Source organism: Arenimonas sp., assembly GCF_044353605.1.
Taxonomy (GTDB): Bacteria; Pseudomonadota; Gammaproteobacteria; order Xanthomonadales; family Xanthomonadaceae; genus Arenimonas.
In genome coordinates this window covers 1-15,277 of record NZ_JBILBO010000003.1, presented here as the reverse complement: position 1 = coordinate 15,277, position 15,277 = coordinate 1, and the positions used below count along the sequence as shown (strand labels likewise).

General features: G+C 59.4%; 15 protein-coding genes and 1 tRNA gene. 13 read left to right on the top strand and 3 right to left on the bottom strand.

Features of this window, described 5'->3' with window-relative positions; genetic code table 11:
• The first annotated feature begins 12 nt into the window (after positions 1 to 12).
• From ACIQ1A_RS02460 to ACIQ1A_RS02435, 6 genes are all read left to right on the top strand, one after another.
• Positions 13 to 963 (top strand): bifunctional riboflavin kinase/FAD synthetase, encoded by a 951-nt coding sequence (locus tag ACIQ1A_RS02460; RefSeq protein WP_395769496.1) that lies wholly within the window; start codon positions 13 to 15, stop codon positions 961 to 963.
• 62 nt (positions 964 to 1,025) lie between these two features.
• Positions 1,026 to 3,797 carry an isoleucine--tRNA ligase gene (gene ileS, locus ACIQ1A_RS02455; RefSeq protein ID WP_395769667.1) on the top strand — a complete coding sequence of 924 codons (2,772 nt, stop codon included), beginning with the start codon at positions 1,026 to 1,028 and terminating at the stop codon, positions 3,795 to 3,797.
• A complete protein-coding gene (gene lspA, locus ACIQ1A_RS02450) occupies positions 3,797 to 4,291 on the top strand; it encodes a signal peptidase II (protein WP_395769495.1) in 495 nt (164 codons plus the stop codon). The genes ileS and lspA overlap by 1 nt, the downstream gene beginning before the upstream one ends.
• The gene (gene ispH, locus ACIQ1A_RS02445; RefSeq protein WP_395769494.1) at positions 4,288 to 5,238 is read left to right on the top strand and encodes a 4-hydroxy-3-methylbut-2-enyl diphosphate reductase; all 951 of its coding nucleotides are present in this window, start codon (positions 4,288 to 4,290) and stop codon (positions 5,236 to 5,238) included. The genes lspA and ispH overlap by 4 nt, the downstream gene beginning before the upstream one ends.
• Before the next feature lie 44 nt (positions 5,239 to 5,282).
• A tRNA-Thr gene (locus ACIQ1A_RS02440) sits at positions 5,283 to 5,358 on the top strand.
• Between the two features lie 46 nt (positions 5,359 to 5,404).
• Entirely contained in the window at positions 5,405 to 6,337 is a 933-nt protein-coding gene (locus ACIQ1A_RS02435) for a DUF808 domain-containing protein (RefSeq protein WP_395769493.1), read from the top strand.
• Here the strand turns inward: ACIQ1A_RS02435 and ACIQ1A_RS02430 are convergent.
• Positions 6,334 to 6,888 carry a DUF2939 domain-containing protein gene (locus ACIQ1A_RS02430; RefSeq protein ID WP_395769492.1) on the bottom strand — a complete coding sequence of 185 codons (555 nt, stop codon included), beginning with the start codon at positions 6,886 to 6,888 and terminating at the stop codon, positions 6,334 to 6,336. The genes ACIQ1A_RS02435 and ACIQ1A_RS02430 overlap by 4 nt on opposite strands.
• 52 nt (positions 6,889 to 6,940) lie before the next feature.
• On the opposite strand from ACIQ1A_RS02430, the gene radA reads away from it, so the two are divergent.
• A complete protein-coding gene (gene radA, locus ACIQ1A_RS02425) occupies positions 6,941 to 8,314 on the top strand; it encodes a DNA repair protein RadA (RefSeq protein ID WP_395769491.1) in 1,374 nt (457 codons plus the stop codon).
• Here radA and ACIQ1A_RS02420 read toward each other — a convergent pair.
• The gene (locus tag ACIQ1A_RS02420; protein WP_395769666.1) at positions 8,311 to 9,102 is read right to left on the bottom strand and encodes an inner membrane protein YpjD; all 792 of its coding nucleotides are present in this window, start codon (positions 9,100 to 9,102) and stop codon (positions 8,311 to 8,313) included. The genes radA and ACIQ1A_RS02420 overlap by 4 nt on opposite strands.
• Positions 9,103 to 9,193: 91 nt before the next feature.
• Here ACIQ1A_RS02420 and ffh point away from each other — a divergent pair, with 91 nt between their 5' ends.
• From ffh to ACIQ1A_RS02390, 6 genes are all read left to right on the top strand, one after another.
• Entirely contained in the window at positions 9,194 to 10,567 is a 1,374-nt protein-coding gene (ffh, locus tag ACIQ1A_RS02415; protein WP_395769490.1) for a signal recognition particle protein, read from the top strand.
• A gap of 97 nt (positions 10,568 to 10,664) precedes the next feature.
• Complete coding sequence (rpsP, locus tag ACIQ1A_RS02410) at positions 10,665 to 10,919, top strand: 30S ribosomal protein S16 (RefSeq protein WP_395769489.1); 255 nt, start codon at positions 10,665 to 10,667, stop codon at positions 10,917 to 10,919.
• 16 nt (positions 10,920 to 10,935) lie between these two features.
• Positions 10,936 to 11,460, top strand: a complete 525-nt coding sequence (gene rimM, locus ACIQ1A_RS02405; protein ID WP_395769488.1) for a ribosome maturation factor RimM — start codon at positions 10,936 to 10,938, stop codon at positions 11,458 to 11,460.
• Entirely contained in the window at positions 11,460 to 12,227 is a 768-nt protein-coding gene (gene trmD / locus ACIQ1A_RS02400; protein WP_395769487.1) for a tRNA (guanosine(37)-N1)-methyltransferase TrmD, read from the top strand. Before rimM ends, trmD begins: the two co-directional genes overlap by 1 nt.
• Positions 12,228 to 12,310: 83 nt before the next feature.
• Complete coding sequence (gene rplS, locus ACIQ1A_RS02395; protein WP_297798873.1) at positions 12,311 to 12,670, top strand: 50S ribosomal protein L19; 360 nt, start codon at positions 12,311 to 12,313, stop codon at positions 12,668 to 12,670.
• A 60-nt stretch (positions 12,671 to 12,730) separates the two neighbouring features.
• The gene (locus ACIQ1A_RS02390) at positions 12,731 to 13,132 is read left to right on the top strand and encodes an RNA-binding S4 domain-containing protein (protein WP_395769486.1); all 402 of its coding nucleotides are present in this window, start codon (positions 12,731 to 12,733) and stop codon (positions 13,130 to 13,132) included.
• A gap of 1 nt (position 13,133) precedes the next feature.
• Here the strand turns inward: ACIQ1A_RS02390 and mutS are convergent.
• Positions 13,134 to 15,277 (bottom strand): DNA mismatch repair protein MutS (gene mutS / locus ACIQ1A_RS02385; protein ID WP_395769485.1); only part of this gene is annotated, 2,144 nt, incomplete at its 5' end.

Sequence of the window (15,277 nt, the reverse complement as noted above, 5' to 3'; positions counted from 1 at the left end):
AATTCCAAGGCTATGACAGTATTATTCCGGGATTTCTCAGGACCACGGATCAGTCCGCGCGGAAGCGTGGTCTGTATCGGTGCGTTCGATGGACTGCATCTCGGACACAGGCACCTGCTGGCCGAAGCACGGCGATTTGCCGATGCCGGCAATCTGGACCTGGTGGTCGTCAGTTTCGAACCGTTGCCGCGTGAATTCTTCGGACGCGCCAATCCGCCGCCGCGGCTGATCCGGGCACGACAGAAATTCCGTGCACTGCGCGATGCCGGCGCCGATGCTGTCGGTCTGCTCCGCTTCAACCAAGCCCTGGCCGACACGTCCGCCGAAGCGTTTATTACTGAGCTTCTGGTGCAGCGTCTGAATGCACATCGCGTAATGGTCGGCCCGGATTTCTTCTTCGGCAAAAGCCGACGGGGAAATCTGGATATGCTCCGGGATCTTGGCGCGGTACACGGCTTCGAAGCACAGGGTGTGCAGCCGCAGATTCAACAGGACGAGCGGATTTCCAGTTCGCTGATTCGTGCCGATTTGCAGACCGGGCGTCTCACGGAAGCGGCACAGAAGCTTGGCCATCCGTATGTCATCGAGGGCCGTGTCGTGCGCGGCAAACAGCTTGGCCGCACGCTTGGCTATCCGACCGCCAACATCCGACTGCAGGGCCGCAAGCCGGCGCTGATGGGTATCTATGCGACCTGGATACACGGCGTTGGCAATGGGCCGATTGCCGGTGTTTCCAGTTTAGGCACCCGACCGACCGTCAATGGCCGCGAGCCGCTGCTCGAAGCGCATTTGTTCGATTTCGATGGCGACCTGTACGGAAAACATCTGCAAGTGGAGTTCGTGCGCAAACTGCGTGACGAAGAAAAATTCGATGATCTGCCTGCCTTGGTGCATCAGATGGATAGGGACGCCGCACAGGCACGCGAAGTTCTGGCGTGCCGGACTTTAGGAGAATGTGCGTGAGCACGCAGGAAAACAGCAAAGATTACAAACACACCATCAGCCTTCCGGAGACCGCGTTTGCGATGCGCGGCGATCTGCCGAAGCGCGAACCGGCCATGCTGGCGCAATGGCAGCAGCAGGGCTTGTATGCGCTGGTACGCGCGCGCAACGCCGGAAAGCCGGTGTTTGTGCTGCATGACGGTCCCCCTTACGCCAACGGCAACATTCATATCGGTCATGCCGTCAACAAAGTGCTGAAGGATGTCGTCGTCAAGTCCAAGCTGATGGCCGGCTTCGATGCGCCGTATGTGCCGGGCTGGGATTGCCACGGCCTGCCCATCGAGTTGGCCGTTGAGAAGAAACACGGAAAAGTTGGTGTCAAGCTCGATGCTCGCGAGTTCCGGCAGAAGTGCCGTGAATACGCTGCCGAGCAGATTGCCGGCCAATCCAAGGATTTCCAAAGGCTCGGCGTTCTGGGTGACTGGAAAAACCCTTACCGTACGATGGACTTTGCGTTTGAAGCGGAGATGTTGCGTAGTCTGGCGAAAATCACCGAGCGCGGCCATCTGGCGCGCGGCGTGAAGCCGGTTCATTGGTGCTTCGACTGCGGCTCGGCCTTGGCCGAAGCCGAAATCGAGTATGCCGATAAAACCTCCCCGGCGGTGGATGTGGCTTATGCCGCGTTGGATCCGAAGGCGGTGGCCAAGGCTTTCGGCATTGAATCCACCGAGGCCATCGCGGTGCCAATCTGGACCACTACGCCCTGGACCCTGCCGGCAAGCATGGCGGTCACACTCGGTCCGGAAGTGGATTATGTGCTGGTGCGCGGGCCCAACGGACTGCTGGTATTGGCCGAGGCGCTTGCCGAATCTGCCCTGGAGCGTTATGGCGTGACGACGGTCGACATTCTCGGCCGCGCACAGGGCGCAGCGCTCGAACACCAGCTCCTGCAGCATCCATTCTATGCGCGGCAGGTGCCGGTCATCCTCGGCGAGCATGTCACCACCGATGCCGGTACCGGCGCCGTGCATACCGCTCCCGGCCACGGCCAGGAAGACTTCGCGGTTGGCCAGAAGTACGGCATCGAAACGGTCAATCCGGTCGATGGCAAAGGCGTATACCTGCCAAACACCGAGATTTTCGCCGGCCAGCATATCTGGAAGGCGAATGAAAGCATCGTCGAGCTGCTGCGCGAGCGCGGTGTGCTGTTGGCGTTCTCCAAACTCACTCACAGCTATCCGCATTGCTGGCGCCATAAAACCCCGGTGGCCTTCCGCGCCACACCGCAATGGTTCATTTCCATGCAGCAGGCCGGACTGCGCGATGATGCCCTGAACGCCATTGATGGCGTGCGCTGGATTCCCGACTGGGGCCAAGCACGCATCAAGGGCATGATCGATGGCCGTCCGGATTGGTGCATTTCGCGCCAACGTACCTGGGGGGTTCCGATCGCACTGTTCATCGACAGAATCAGCGGCGAACCACATCCGGATTCCGTGGCGCTGATGCGGAAAGTTGCTGATCTGGTCGCTGCATCCGGCATTGATGCTTGGTTCGATTTGTCTCCCGAATCTTTGCTGGGTGCCGATGCCGCAAATTACGACAAAATCACCGACATCCTCGATGTCTGGTTCGATTCCGGGGTGACCCATCAGGCGGTGCTGGCGGCACGTCCTGAAGACGGTCTGTCGAAACCGGCGGATCTGTATCTGGAAGGTTCAGACCAGCACCGAGGCTGGTTCCAGAGTTCGCTGCTGACCGGCGTAGCCATGGATGGTGTGGCGCCTTACCGGCAAGTGCTCACCCACGGCTTTACGGTCGATGCGCACGGCAAGAAGATGTCAAAATCGATCGGCAATACCGTCGAGCCGCAAAAGGAAATCGACAAGCTCGGTGCCGATGTGCTGCGCCTGTGGATTGCCAGTACCGATTACCGCAATGAAATGTCGGTTTCCGATGACATCCTCAAACGCAGTGCCGACGGCTATCGGCGTATCCGTAACACTGCCCGTTTCCTGCTCGGAAATCTGTCGGGGTTTGATCCGGTCCGGCATAACGTGGCGTCAGCCGATTGTCTTCTGCTCGACCAGTGGGCGATGGCGAAAGCGCGTCAGCTGCATGAGCGTGTGAGCCAGGCCTATGCCGATTATGATTTCGCCCGTGTCGTCGCGAGCCTGCAGAATTTCTGTACCAACGAAATGGGCGCGCTCTACCTCGATGTGACCAAAGACCGTCTGTACACCATGCCGGTGGACAGTCTCGGCCGGCGTTCGGCGCAGTCCGCCATGTATGCCATCGTGCAGGTTATGGTCAGGGCCTTGGCTCCGGTGCTGAGCTTCACCGCGGAAGAAATCTGGCAGCATATTCCAGGAGCTGAGTCCGAAAGCATTTTCCTGCAAGACAATGCCGCCATTGATGCGCTGTTGCCCGCTGATGGCCAATACCTGAAAGCCGATGGCATCGAAATGCAGCAACTTCTGGCCATGCGTGATGCGGTCGGCAAGGTTCTGGAACCGATGCGAGCCGAAGGTAAACTCGGTGCAGCGTTGCAGGCTGAAGTGACGGTCTATGCCGAGAATGAAGTGATTTCTTCGCTTTCTGATACAGGCGATGAACTGCGGTTCCTGTTCATTACTTCGCAGCTGCAGCTCGCGCCATTGGCTTCCGCGCCGGCTGATGCGATAGCTGTCGAGGGTTCGCCGTTCAGGGTCCAGGCCAAGGTTTCCGGAAACGGAAAATGCGTGCGATGTTGGCATTACAGCGCCAGCGTCGGCTCAGACGCCGAGGATCCGGAGCTGTGTAACCGTTGCATTGGCAATGTCCACGGTCTGGGCGAAACAAGGAGATTCTTCTGATGGACGCCCAAAAAAATGCCTTACCCTGGCTGGGTCTTTCGGTTGCCATCATCGTGCTGGACTGGATCACCAAACAATGGGCATTGTCGGTGTTGACCTACGCCGTACCGCAGGAAGTGGTTCCCGGCTTCTGGAACTGGACGCTGGTCCACAACACCGGTGCTGCTTTCAGTTTCCTTGCCGATGCCGGCGGCTGGCAACAATGGCTGTTCAGCGCCCTGGCGGTAATCATTTCAGCCGTATGCGTAGTAATGCTGGCAAAGCAGCCGCGGAGCGATTGGCGCATGGCACTGCCATTGGCGTTGATTGTCGGCGGTGCGCTCGGTAACTTGATTGATCGCGTGCGTTTCGGCTATGTCGTTGATTTCGTGCATTGGTACTGGCGTGACTTCCATTGGCCGGTATTCAATCTGGCCGATTCGGCAATCTCGGTGGCAGCTGTTTTGTTGATTGTCTTGAGTTTCCTGCCGGATCGCAAAGCGGAGACGTCATGAATATCGTTCTTGCTAATCCGCGCGGTTTCTGTGCCGGTGTCGACCGAGCCATTGAAATCGTGAATCGTGCGCTGGAAATGCTCGGAGCGCCGATTTACGTGCGCCACGAGGTCGTGCATAACCAGTTCGTGGTCAACGACCTGCGCGCACGCGGAGCGATATTCGTAGAACACCTGGATGAAGTGCCGTCCGGTGCCACCCTTATCTTCAGTGCCCATGGTGTACCGCGGGCTGTTCGACTTGAAGCGGCGGCCCGCGGCCTGAAAGTGTTTGATGCGACCTGTCCACTGGTGACCAAAGTGCACATCGAAGTGACCCGGCACTGCCGTGCCGGCCGCGATGTGGTCCTGATCGGACATGAAGGGCATCCGGAAGTGGAGGGCACTATGGGTCAGTGGCTCAGCCAGGATGCGCGGGGAAATATCTATCTCGTCGAAGACGTCGAAGATGTCATGAGTCTAGAGGTGTCGCAACCGGAGCATTTTGCATTCACTACCCAGACCACGCTTTCGGTCGATGAAACCCGCGATGTTATCGCCGCACTTCGGACGCGGTTTCCTAAAATCGTAGGCCCGCGCCACGACGACATCTGTTATGCCACCCAGAACCGGCAGGATGCGGTACGTGAGTTGGCCGGAAAATGCGATCTTGTATTCGTAGTCGGTTCGGTCAACAGCTCCAATTCCAACCGGCTGCGCGAATTGGCGGAGAAGAACGGTGCACGCGCTTATCTGATCGACGGTGCCGAAGAAATCCGTCCGGAATGGCTGGAGGGAGCGGTCCGCATCGGGGTAACTGCCGGCGCCTCGGCCCCGGAAGTCCTAGTACAGGGTGTTATTTCGCATCTGCAGCAACTGGGCGGCGGTGAGATCACCGAGATCGAGGGCGAGCCCGAAGACATGGTATTCGCGCTGCCGAAAGAGCTGCGCATCACCCTTGTGGACTGAGTTTCATTGCCTAAAGCCGGCAAAAACCGTAAAATCACACATCCGCCGGAATAGCTCAGTCGGTAGAGCGGCGCATTCGTAATGCGTAGGTCGGAGGTTCGATTCCTCTTTCCGGCACCATTCGAAAAACCCGCTCCGGCGGGTTTTTCCTTCTCGGGAGTGATTTATGGCCGGTTCCAGCCTGCTTGCCCTGATTGATGACATCGCGACCCTGCTCGACGATGTGTCGGTGATGACAAAAGTCGCGGCCAAGCAGACTGCCGGCGTGCTCGGTGACGATTTGGCGCTGAATGCGCATCAGGTCAGCGGCGTCAATCCCGACCGTGAACTGCCGGTGGTCTGGGCGGTGTGCAAAGGCTCGTTCGTCAATAAACTCATTCTGGTGCCGTCTGCTCTGCTGATCAGTGCTTTCGTGCCCTGGTTGATCATACCCTTGCTGCTGCTCGGCGGCGCCTATCTCTGCTATGAAGGCTCCGAGAAACTGGTACACAAGTTCGGCGGGCATGCCGAGGCCGATTCGGAAACGCATTACCAGAAGCTGATTGAAGCGGTCAGCGACGAGAAGCTCGACTTGGTGCAGTACGAAAAAGACAAAATCAAGGGCGCCATCCGCACCGATTTCATCCTGTCGGCCGAAATCATTGTGATTACACTGGGCGCTGTCGCCGGAAAATCCCTATGGGTGCAGATTGGTGCGCTAACCTCCATTGCAGTGCTGATGACCGTCGGGGTTTATGGCGTGGTCGCCGGCATCGTCAAACTCGATGATGCCGGCTTACATCTGATTCGCAATCCCGCAGCGGGCCTGTGGTCGCGCGGCAAGCAGGCGTTTGGCGGCTTTCTGCTGTGGTTGGCGCCGAAGCTGATGAAATTCCTGTCGGTGGCCGGTACCGCAGCGATGTTCCTGGTCGGCGGCGGCATCCTGACCCATAACGTGGCGGTGCTGCATCATGCCGTCGAAGGGATTGCCGGCATGATGCCATCGATTTCCTGGTTGATTATGGCGTTGGTCAACGCGCTGTTCGGCGTGTTGCTTGGCTTGGCGGTGGTGGCCTTGGTTGCCCTTTACGGAAAACTGTTCCGGCGCAAAAGCGTTTAAGGGGTTTCTGTCGCCAGCATCGGCAGTTCAATGCCAGTGAGTTTCCAGTTGAGACCCGTGCGGGTGAAGGTAAAGCGGTAAGTACCGCTTTCGGCGTGGCTGACTGTCGCCACGAAGGTCCGGTGGTCGATGTAATCGGTTTCGGCGCTCTCGAAGACCTTGTCGGTACTGGTCGATGACGGCACCGGCGTAACCAGCTCACCGAGACCGAAATCCAGATCCGGGGCGTTGCCCTGCATGATATACAGCAGCTGACCGGCCATCAGCGGATCGATGGCCTGTTCCAAGACCTTCGTGCTGAGTGTCGTCACGGCCTGATTGAGCAATGGAATTTCCTTCAATAATGCCGGCGTTTCCGCTTCGATTTTGCGCTGCAGTTGCACCTTCAGTCCGGCGCGGACCGCCGGAAAATCAATCTGTGCGCTCAGGCCATCCAGATCCTGTGCCGCGATGCTCTTTTCAATGCGGTGCATGGTCAGGTAGGGGCCGGCGGCAACATAGGCCAATAACGCCAATCCCGCCAGACTGGCGAGCAGAAACCATTTCTTCATGATGCCGTCCTTTCCGATGCCTTTTGACTGCCATCAGGCTACACTAAAGACCATGGCGATTTCAAAGAAAAGCAAATCCGCATATGTCTGCAGCGACTGCGGTGCATCCTACGGCCAATGGCAGGGCCAGTGCGGTGATTGCGGGCAATGGAACACGCTCACCGAAGTGACGCTGGCCGCGACTGCGGCCAAACCGATGCGCACCGGTTATGCCGGCGCAGTCGAACCGAAAATCACCCCGCTCAAGCAGGTGTCCGGAGAGACCCAGATACGTCTTGGCACCGGACTGAACGAGCTGGACCGCGTTCTTGGCGGTGGCCTGGTGGAAGGCTCGGTGGTGCTGATCGGCGGTGATCCGGGCATCGGCAAGTCCACCCTGTTATTGCAGGCATTGGCCAGCATGGCGGCGCGTCAGCCGGCGCTTTACATCAGCGGTGAAGAAAGCCTCGGCCAAGTGGCCGGGAGGGCGCTGCGGCTGGGCTTGGATACCGAGCATCTGCTGGCGCTGGCCGAAACTTCGGTCGAGAAAATATTGCAACACTGCCAACAGGCCAAGCCGAAAATTCTGGTCGCCGATTCCATCCAGACCCTGTGGAGCGAACAACTCAGCGCTGCGCCTGGTTCGGTCAGTCAGGTGCGTGAATGCGCCGCGCGCCTAGTGCGCTATGCCAAGGAAACCGGCACCTCGGTATTTCTGGTCGGTCACGTCACCAAAGAGGGTGGTATCGCCGGCCCGCGCGTGCTCGAACACATGGTCGATGCCGTGCTGTATTTCGAAGGTGAAAGCGGTTCGCGTTTCCGGCTGCTGCGCGCGTTCAAGAACCGCTTCGGTGCGGTCAACGAACTCGGCGTGTTCGCTATGGCCGACAAAGGCCTGAAGGAAGTCGCCAATCCGTCCGCCATTTTTCTTTCCGGTCAAAGCCAGAGCGCGCCGGGCAGCGTGGTGCTGGTCACCCGCGAAGGTACGCGCCCGCTGCTGGTTGAAGTACAGGCCCTGGTCGATCAATCGTCCATGCCCAATCCGCGCCGGGTCACGCTCGGCTTGGAACAGAACCGATTGGCCATGCTGTTGGCGGTCATGCACCGCCACGGCGGCATCGGCGTGTCCGATCAAGATGTGTTCGTCAATGTGGTCGGTGGCATCCGCGTGCAGGAAACTGCGGCCGACCTGCCGGTGCTGTTGGCGGTGCTGTCGTCACTCAAAGACCGGCCGCTGTCACAGAAAACCGTGGCCTTCGGGGAGGTTGGGCTGTCGGGCGAAATCCGCCCGGTGCCGAACGGCGAAGAACGCTTGAAGGAAGCGGCTATGCACGGCTTCAAGCGCGCCATTGTGCCGAAGGCCAATGCGCCCAAGCGCGGCCAGTTCGGCGATATGGAAGTGATTGCAGTGGATCGCTTGATGGACGCGTTGCAGGCGGCGTTTTAAGGCTTCTGCAACACCAGTTCCAGGACGAACTTCGAGCCGAAGAACGCCAAGGCCAGCAGTGTGGCCGCGCCCAAAGTCCAATGCACGGCGCGCGCGCCGCGCCAGCCGTAACGCATACGGCCGACCAACAGAATCAGCAAGGCTAGCCAACTCAGCGCGGTGAGCACGGTTTTGTGCCACAGATGCTGGGCCAACATGTCTTCCACGAATACGATGCCGGTCGCGAGCGTGAGTGTGAGCAGCAACCAGCTGGTGCCCAGGGTTTTGAACAGCATATGTTCGGTTTGCACTAACGGCGGCAAGGCGCCCAGCCAGGATTGCAGATGCCGACGGCGCAGGGCACGGTCCTGCAGCCAATACAGCAGAGCGAGCAGGGTGGCGATGGACAGGCCGGCATAGGCCAGTAGCGCGAAACTGGCATGCAGCTTCAGGCGCCAGTCGAGGGCGCTGGTCACATGCACGCCCCAACGGTAATTCGCATAGACCGACAACGCTGCAATCGGATACACCAGAATGCCGAGTGCCGACAGCGGTCTGCGCGCAGTCAACACGGTACTGATGACCGCCATGGCCAATGCGATCCAGGATAGTGCGGCGAAGAAGTGCAGGTCGGGCCCTTGGGCTTGGTGCCAAAACAGGCCTTGTGTCATTGCGTGTGCGGCCAAGGCGAGCAGGGCCGCGGCTTGTGCGAACATGCTATTCAGCCCGGTGCGCTGGCGGAATACCCAGAGCAGGGCGCTGAGCAGGTAGGCGAAGAAGGCGGTATGGCTGGCGAATTCAACGGTCATGGCCCACAGTTTGGCATATTTCACGCAAAAATCGAGGGATCGGGGCAAATCCGTACCGGCGTATAATGGGCGTCTGAACCGAGGATGTCCCATGTTTGAATCGCTGACCCAACGCCTGTCCGGAACCCTGCAACGCCTGCGTGGCGTCGGCCGGTTGACTGAAGACAACATCAAAGACTCTCTGCGCGAGGTTCGCATCGCCCTGCTCGAGGCCGATGTCGCCCTGCCGGTGGTTATGGTCCTGATCGAGCGCATCAAGGCGCGCGCGGTCGGCCAGGAAGTGCTGACCAGCCTGACCCCTGGTCAGGCACTGATAAAGATTGTGCATGACGAACTCGCGGCGGTGATGGGTGCCGAAGCGGTCGATCTGAACTTCAATGTGCCGGCACCGGCCATCATCCTGATGGCGGGTCTGCAGGGTGCCGGTAAAACCACCACGGTCGGCAAACTGGCCAAATTCCTGAAGGAAAAGCGCAAGAAGAAAGTGATGGTGGTCAGCTGCGACGTCTATCGTCCGGCTGCGATTGCCCAGTTGGAAGCCTTGGCCAAACAGGTTGGGGTGAATTTCTTCCCGAGTCAGGCCAGCCAGTCGCCGGTCGACATCGCCAAAGCCTGCATCAGCGAAGCCCGCAAAACCTACATGGACGTGGTGCTGGTTGATACCGCGGGTCGTCTGGCCATCGATGCCGCCATGATGGCCGAAATCCAGCAACTTCATGCGGCCCTGAACCCGGTGGAAACCCTGTTCGTGGTCGATGCCATGACCGGTCAGGATGCTGCCAACACCGCGAAGGCGTTCAGCGAAGCGCTGCCGCTGACCGGCGTGATCCTGACCAAAACCGACGGTGACGCCCGCGGCGGTGCCGCCCTGTCCGTCCGCCACATTACCGGCCAGCCGATCAAATTCGTCGGTGTCGGTGAAAAGCCCGAAGGCCTGGACGTGTTCCACCCGGACCGGGCTGCCAGCCGCATTCTGGACATGGGCGATGTACTCAGTCTGGTCGAACAGGTACAGTCGCAGGTTGATCACGAAAAGGCCGCCAAACTGGCCCAGAAAGTGGCCAAAGGCAAGAAATTCGACCTGAACGACATGCGTGAACAGTTCCAGCAAATGCAGGCCATGGGCGGAATTTCCGGCCTGATGGACAAGCTTCCGGGTATGGCCCAGGTGCCGGACCACGTCAAAAATCAGGTCACCGGCAAGGAAATGCCGCGCATGATTGCCATCATTAATTCGATGACCCCGAAAGAACGCCGTAACCCGGGCCTACTCAACGGCTCGCGCCGGGCCCGTATTGCACGCGGTTCGGGCACCACCCCGGCCGATGTCAACCGTCTGCTCAAGCAATACCAGCAGATGGAGGGCATGATGGCCAAGCTTTCCCGTGGCGGCATGAAGGGCATGATGCGCGGCATGAAAGGCATGCTCGGCGGTGGTTTTCCGGGCGGATTTGGCGGTCGTTAAGCTTTTGACTTTCCATGAGGCCCGTTTGGGGCTATAATATCGGGCTACCCGAGGCTTCGGCTTCGATTCCACCCCGAACTACAGAGCATACAATATTATGGTCAAGATCCGACTGACCCGCGGCGGCGCCAAAAAGCGTCCGTTCTACCACATCGTGGTGACCGATCAACGCAAAAAGCGCGATGGCCGTTCCATCGAGCGCGTGGGTTATTACAACCCGGTTGCCCAAGGCAACGAGAAGCGCGTCGAGCTGAACACCGACCGCGTCAACCACTGGGTTTCCCAAGGCGCGCAGCTGACTGACAAAGTCCGCATGCTCGTGAAAGAAGCCTCGAGCCAGGCCGCTGCCTGAGCCCGTCCTCGCGGCCATGACGCGAGGGCCTGATATTAATCCGGAGCGCCGCATCCTCATTGGCAGGATGGTCGGCGCTTTCGGCATTTCGGGCGAAATCAAATGCCAGAGTTTTGCCGACCCGCCGCAGCAGCTGCTGAAATACAAGCCGCTGATCCTTGTGCATGAAGGCCACGAGCGGGTGCTGGAAGATCTGAAAGGGCGCATGACCGCAAAAGGCCCGGTCATCCGTGTGCCGGACGTGGATGATCGCGATGCTGCCCAGGCCCTGTTTGGTGCCGAACTGTGGGTGACACGCAGCCAGCTGCCGAAGGCCAAGCTGGGCGAATACTATTGGATCGACCTGGAGGGGTTGCGCGTGCGCAATCGCGAGGGCGTTGATTTCGGCACGGTCTCGCACCTGTTCGAAACGCCGGCCAATCCGGTCATGGTCATCATTGGCGAGCGCGAACGTCTGATTCCCTTCCTGTTGGACCGGTTCGTGGATGCGGTTGATTTCGACGCTGGTGAAATCCGTGTGGACTGGGATGCCGACTTCTGATGCGTTTCGATGTCATTACCTTGTTTCCCGATTACTTCCGCCAGTGTCTGCAGGTGGGGGTCGTCGGCCGTGCTTTCGAGCGCGGTCTGGCCGGCCTGCATGTGTGGAACCCGCGCGATTTCACTCACGATAACTACCGCCGGATCGATGAACGTCCCTTCGGTGGTGGGCCGGGTATGGTGATGATGGCCGATCCGCTGATGGAGTGCCTCGATGCCGTGGTACAGGCCGATGAGGCGCTCGCATACACCGTTTATCTGAGTCCGCAGGGCCGGCCGTTTACCCAAGCCAAGGCCCGCGAACTGGCTGCAAGGCCGCGACTGGTACTTCTGGCCGGCCGCTATGAGGGTGTCGACCAGCGCTTTTTGGATGCCCGCATCGATGAGGAAATTTCCCTCGGCGACTATGTGCTGTCCGGTGGCGAGCTGCCGGCGGCCACGGTCATCGATGCCGTGGTCCGGTTGCTGGATGGGGTCCTGAACGATGCCGATTCGGCCATTCAGGACAGTTTTGAAAACGGACTGCTGGATTGTCCGCACTTCACCCGATCCGAAACCCTGGGTACCGATGGAGTGCCGGAGGTGCTGTTGTCCGGCAATCACGCACTGATTGCCCGTTGGCGGCGAAAGCAAAGTCTGGGCCGGACATGGCTGAAACGCCCGGATTTGCTGGATGAAAGCCGCCTGTCCCAGGCCGACGCCGCGCTTCTGGCCGAGTTCAAAGCTGAACAGACCGGCAATCCCCCGGCCGATGGCCGAAACCCCTAGTCAAAACCGTAAGTTTCGGGCTATAATAAGCGGCTAAACACGCCGAGAGGCGTCCCCCAGAACGACAGAATCCGTGGTGTCCTATGAACCTCCTGCAAAAATTCGAAGCCGAACAAATCACCCGCAAGCTGCCTGACTTCGGTCCCGGCGACACCGTCGTGGTCAACGTCAAAGTCAAAGAAGGCAATCGCGAGCGCGTGCAAGCCTACGAAGGCGTGGTCATTGCCATCAAGAACCGCGGCCTGAATTCCGCTTTCACCGTCCGCAAGATCTCGCACGGTTTCGGCGTCGAGCGCGTGTTCCAGACCCACAGCGCCACCATCGACTCCGTGTCGGTCAAGCGTCGCGGCGATGTCCGTCAGGGCAAGCTGTACTACCTGCGCGACCTGGAAGGCAAGAAAGCCCGCATCAAGGAAGATCTCAACTACGGCAAAAAAGCCTGAGTTGATGTCTAACCTGTTGCACACACGGCCGCTTATCGCGGCCGTTTGCATTTAAAGCGCATGAACAAAGAACCCCTCACCGAAGTCCGTGCCGATATTTGGTTATGGGCCGCACGATTTTTCAAGACCCGCAGCCTGGCCAAGCAGATGCTGGTCAGCGGTAAAGTGCTGATCGGCGGCCAGGCCATAAAACCCTCGCGCATGCTGCGCTGCGGCGATATCCTGCAGATCAATCGTGCCAATGAACTTTACGAAATCAGCGTGCTCGGCCTGAGCGAGCAGCGTGGCCCTGCGACCGTCGCACAGTCTCTGTATTCCGAATCCGAAACATCACGTATAAAACGTGAAAGCGAGCGCGAGATGAAACGGCTCGCCAATGCCGGGTACAAGGCGCCACTGACCAAGCCCGACAAGCGTGCACGCCGCCTGATCCAGGCGCTCGGCGACATCGACGCGCTCTGAATCAGCGTAGCTGCTTCAGCCGGTAAAGTGCTTCCAGAGCCTGCTTCGGCGTCAGCTCGTCCGGATTCAAGGCGTCGACGGCATTGGCCAAGGCATCATCAGCAACAAACAGGCCGAGTTGCGCCGGCTGTTCAAGTGTCTGCGGATTCAGGCTCAAGGCTTGTTGCGGTTTATTTTCCAATTGCAGGAGCACCTGCTTGGCACGCGTAAGCACCGGCTTGGGAAGGCCGGCCAATGACGCCACCTGCAGACCGAAGCTGCGGTTGGCGGGGCCGTCTTTCACCGCATGCATGAAAATCAGCTGATCGCCGTGTTCCACCGCATCCAGATGCACGTTGCGGATACCGGAGTGACTTTCAGGCAGTGCAGTCAATTCGAAGTAATGGGTGGCGAACAGGCAGTAAGCATGGTTGCCATCGCAAAGTGCTTCGGCACATGCCTGCGCCAATGCCAAGCCGTCATAGGTTGACGTACCGCGGCCGATTTCATCCATCAGCACGAAGGACCGCGGACTGGCGTTGCGCAGGATGAAACTGGTTTCTGACATTTCCACCATGAAGGTGGATTGTCCGCGGGCCAGATCGTCGCCGGCACCGATGCGGGTCAGGATGCGGTCGATCGGACCGATTTCAGCGGATTCGGCCGGAACGAAACTGCCGATATAGGCGAGCAGGATGATCAGTGCGTTCTGGCGCATGTAGGTGGATTTGCCGCCCATGTTCGGGCCGGTAATCAGTAGCATGCGCTGCTCGCCGTCGAGGATGAGATCATTCGGTTCAAAGGCCTGCTCGCGCACCTGCTCCACCACAGGATGTCGGCCGCGTCGGATACGGATGCCATCGGTATCCAGCAACTGCGGGCAGCACCAGTTCAAAGCTTCGGCACGTTCGGCGAATGCCGTCAGTACATCGCATTCGGCCAATGCCTGAGCGCAGGCTTTCAGGGTCTGCAGGTCATGATTGAGCCGGTCGAGCAATTGCTCATAGAGAAACCGTTCCCGTGCCAGCGAACGTTCGCGTGCCGACAGCACCTTGTCTTCGAAGGCTTTCAGCTCCTCGGTGATGAAGCGCTCGGCACCGGTCAGGGTCTGCCGTCGCGTATAGTGCGCCGGCGCCTTCTCCGCCTGGCCTTTGCTGATTTCGATGTAATAGCCATGCACGCGGTTGTAGCCGACTTTCAGCGTGGGAATACCGGTCGCCGCCTTTTCCCGTACTTCTAGATTGACGAGGAACTGATCGGCATTGGTGGAAAGCACGCGCAACTCGTCCAGTTCGGCGTCGAAGCCGTTTGCAAATACACCGCCATCGCGCAGCAATACCGCAGGTTGCTGCATAAGTGCCTGCTGCAGATGCGCCGCCAAATCCGGATGTCGACCCAATGCGGCACGTAATTCACGTAACCGCGGTGCATCGGCAGGCTGCAGTATTGCTTCAATTTCGGGAAGCCGCAACAATCCATCGCGCAGTCCGCTCAGGTCCCTCGGGCGTGCGCTGCGCAGGGCGATGCGGGTCAACATACGCTCCAGATCACCGATGCCGCGGAATACGACACTTAGCGGCTCCGTCATGTGCCGGTCGATGAGTTCCGATACCGCCTGGTGGCGTTGACGGACCGTGTCCGCATCCCTGAGCGGCCGGTGCAGCCAGCGCCGCAGCAGACGTCCGGCCATCGGGCTGCAGGTCGTGTCGAGCACGCCCAGCAGCGTGTGCTGTAATTGGCCGTCAAAGCGTTCGTCCAGCTCCAGATGCCGCCGGGTTGCGGCGTTCATGGCGATGGCGTCGTCGGCGGCCTCCCATTGCAATGAATTGAGATGCGGCAGGCGCTGCTTCTGGGTTTCTTCGAGATAACCCAGTAGCGGACCGGCGGCGGCGATCGCTGCGGCATTGGCCGGTGTGCCCTCATTGAGTCCGAAACCGCTGAGATCCGCGACGCCGAAAAACTGCAGCAGTTGCCGGGTACAGGTTTCGGTATCGAAATACCATACCGGCCGCCGGCGCAGGCCTTTGCTGCCTGCCAGTAGGTTCGCCAGTTCATCGGAGTCCGGAATCAGGATTTCCGCGGGATCCAGCCGAGCCAGTTCGGCCGCCAGTTGATCGGCATCGGTGGCGAAACTGAGCAGGAACCGTCCAGCCGCGACATCCGCCC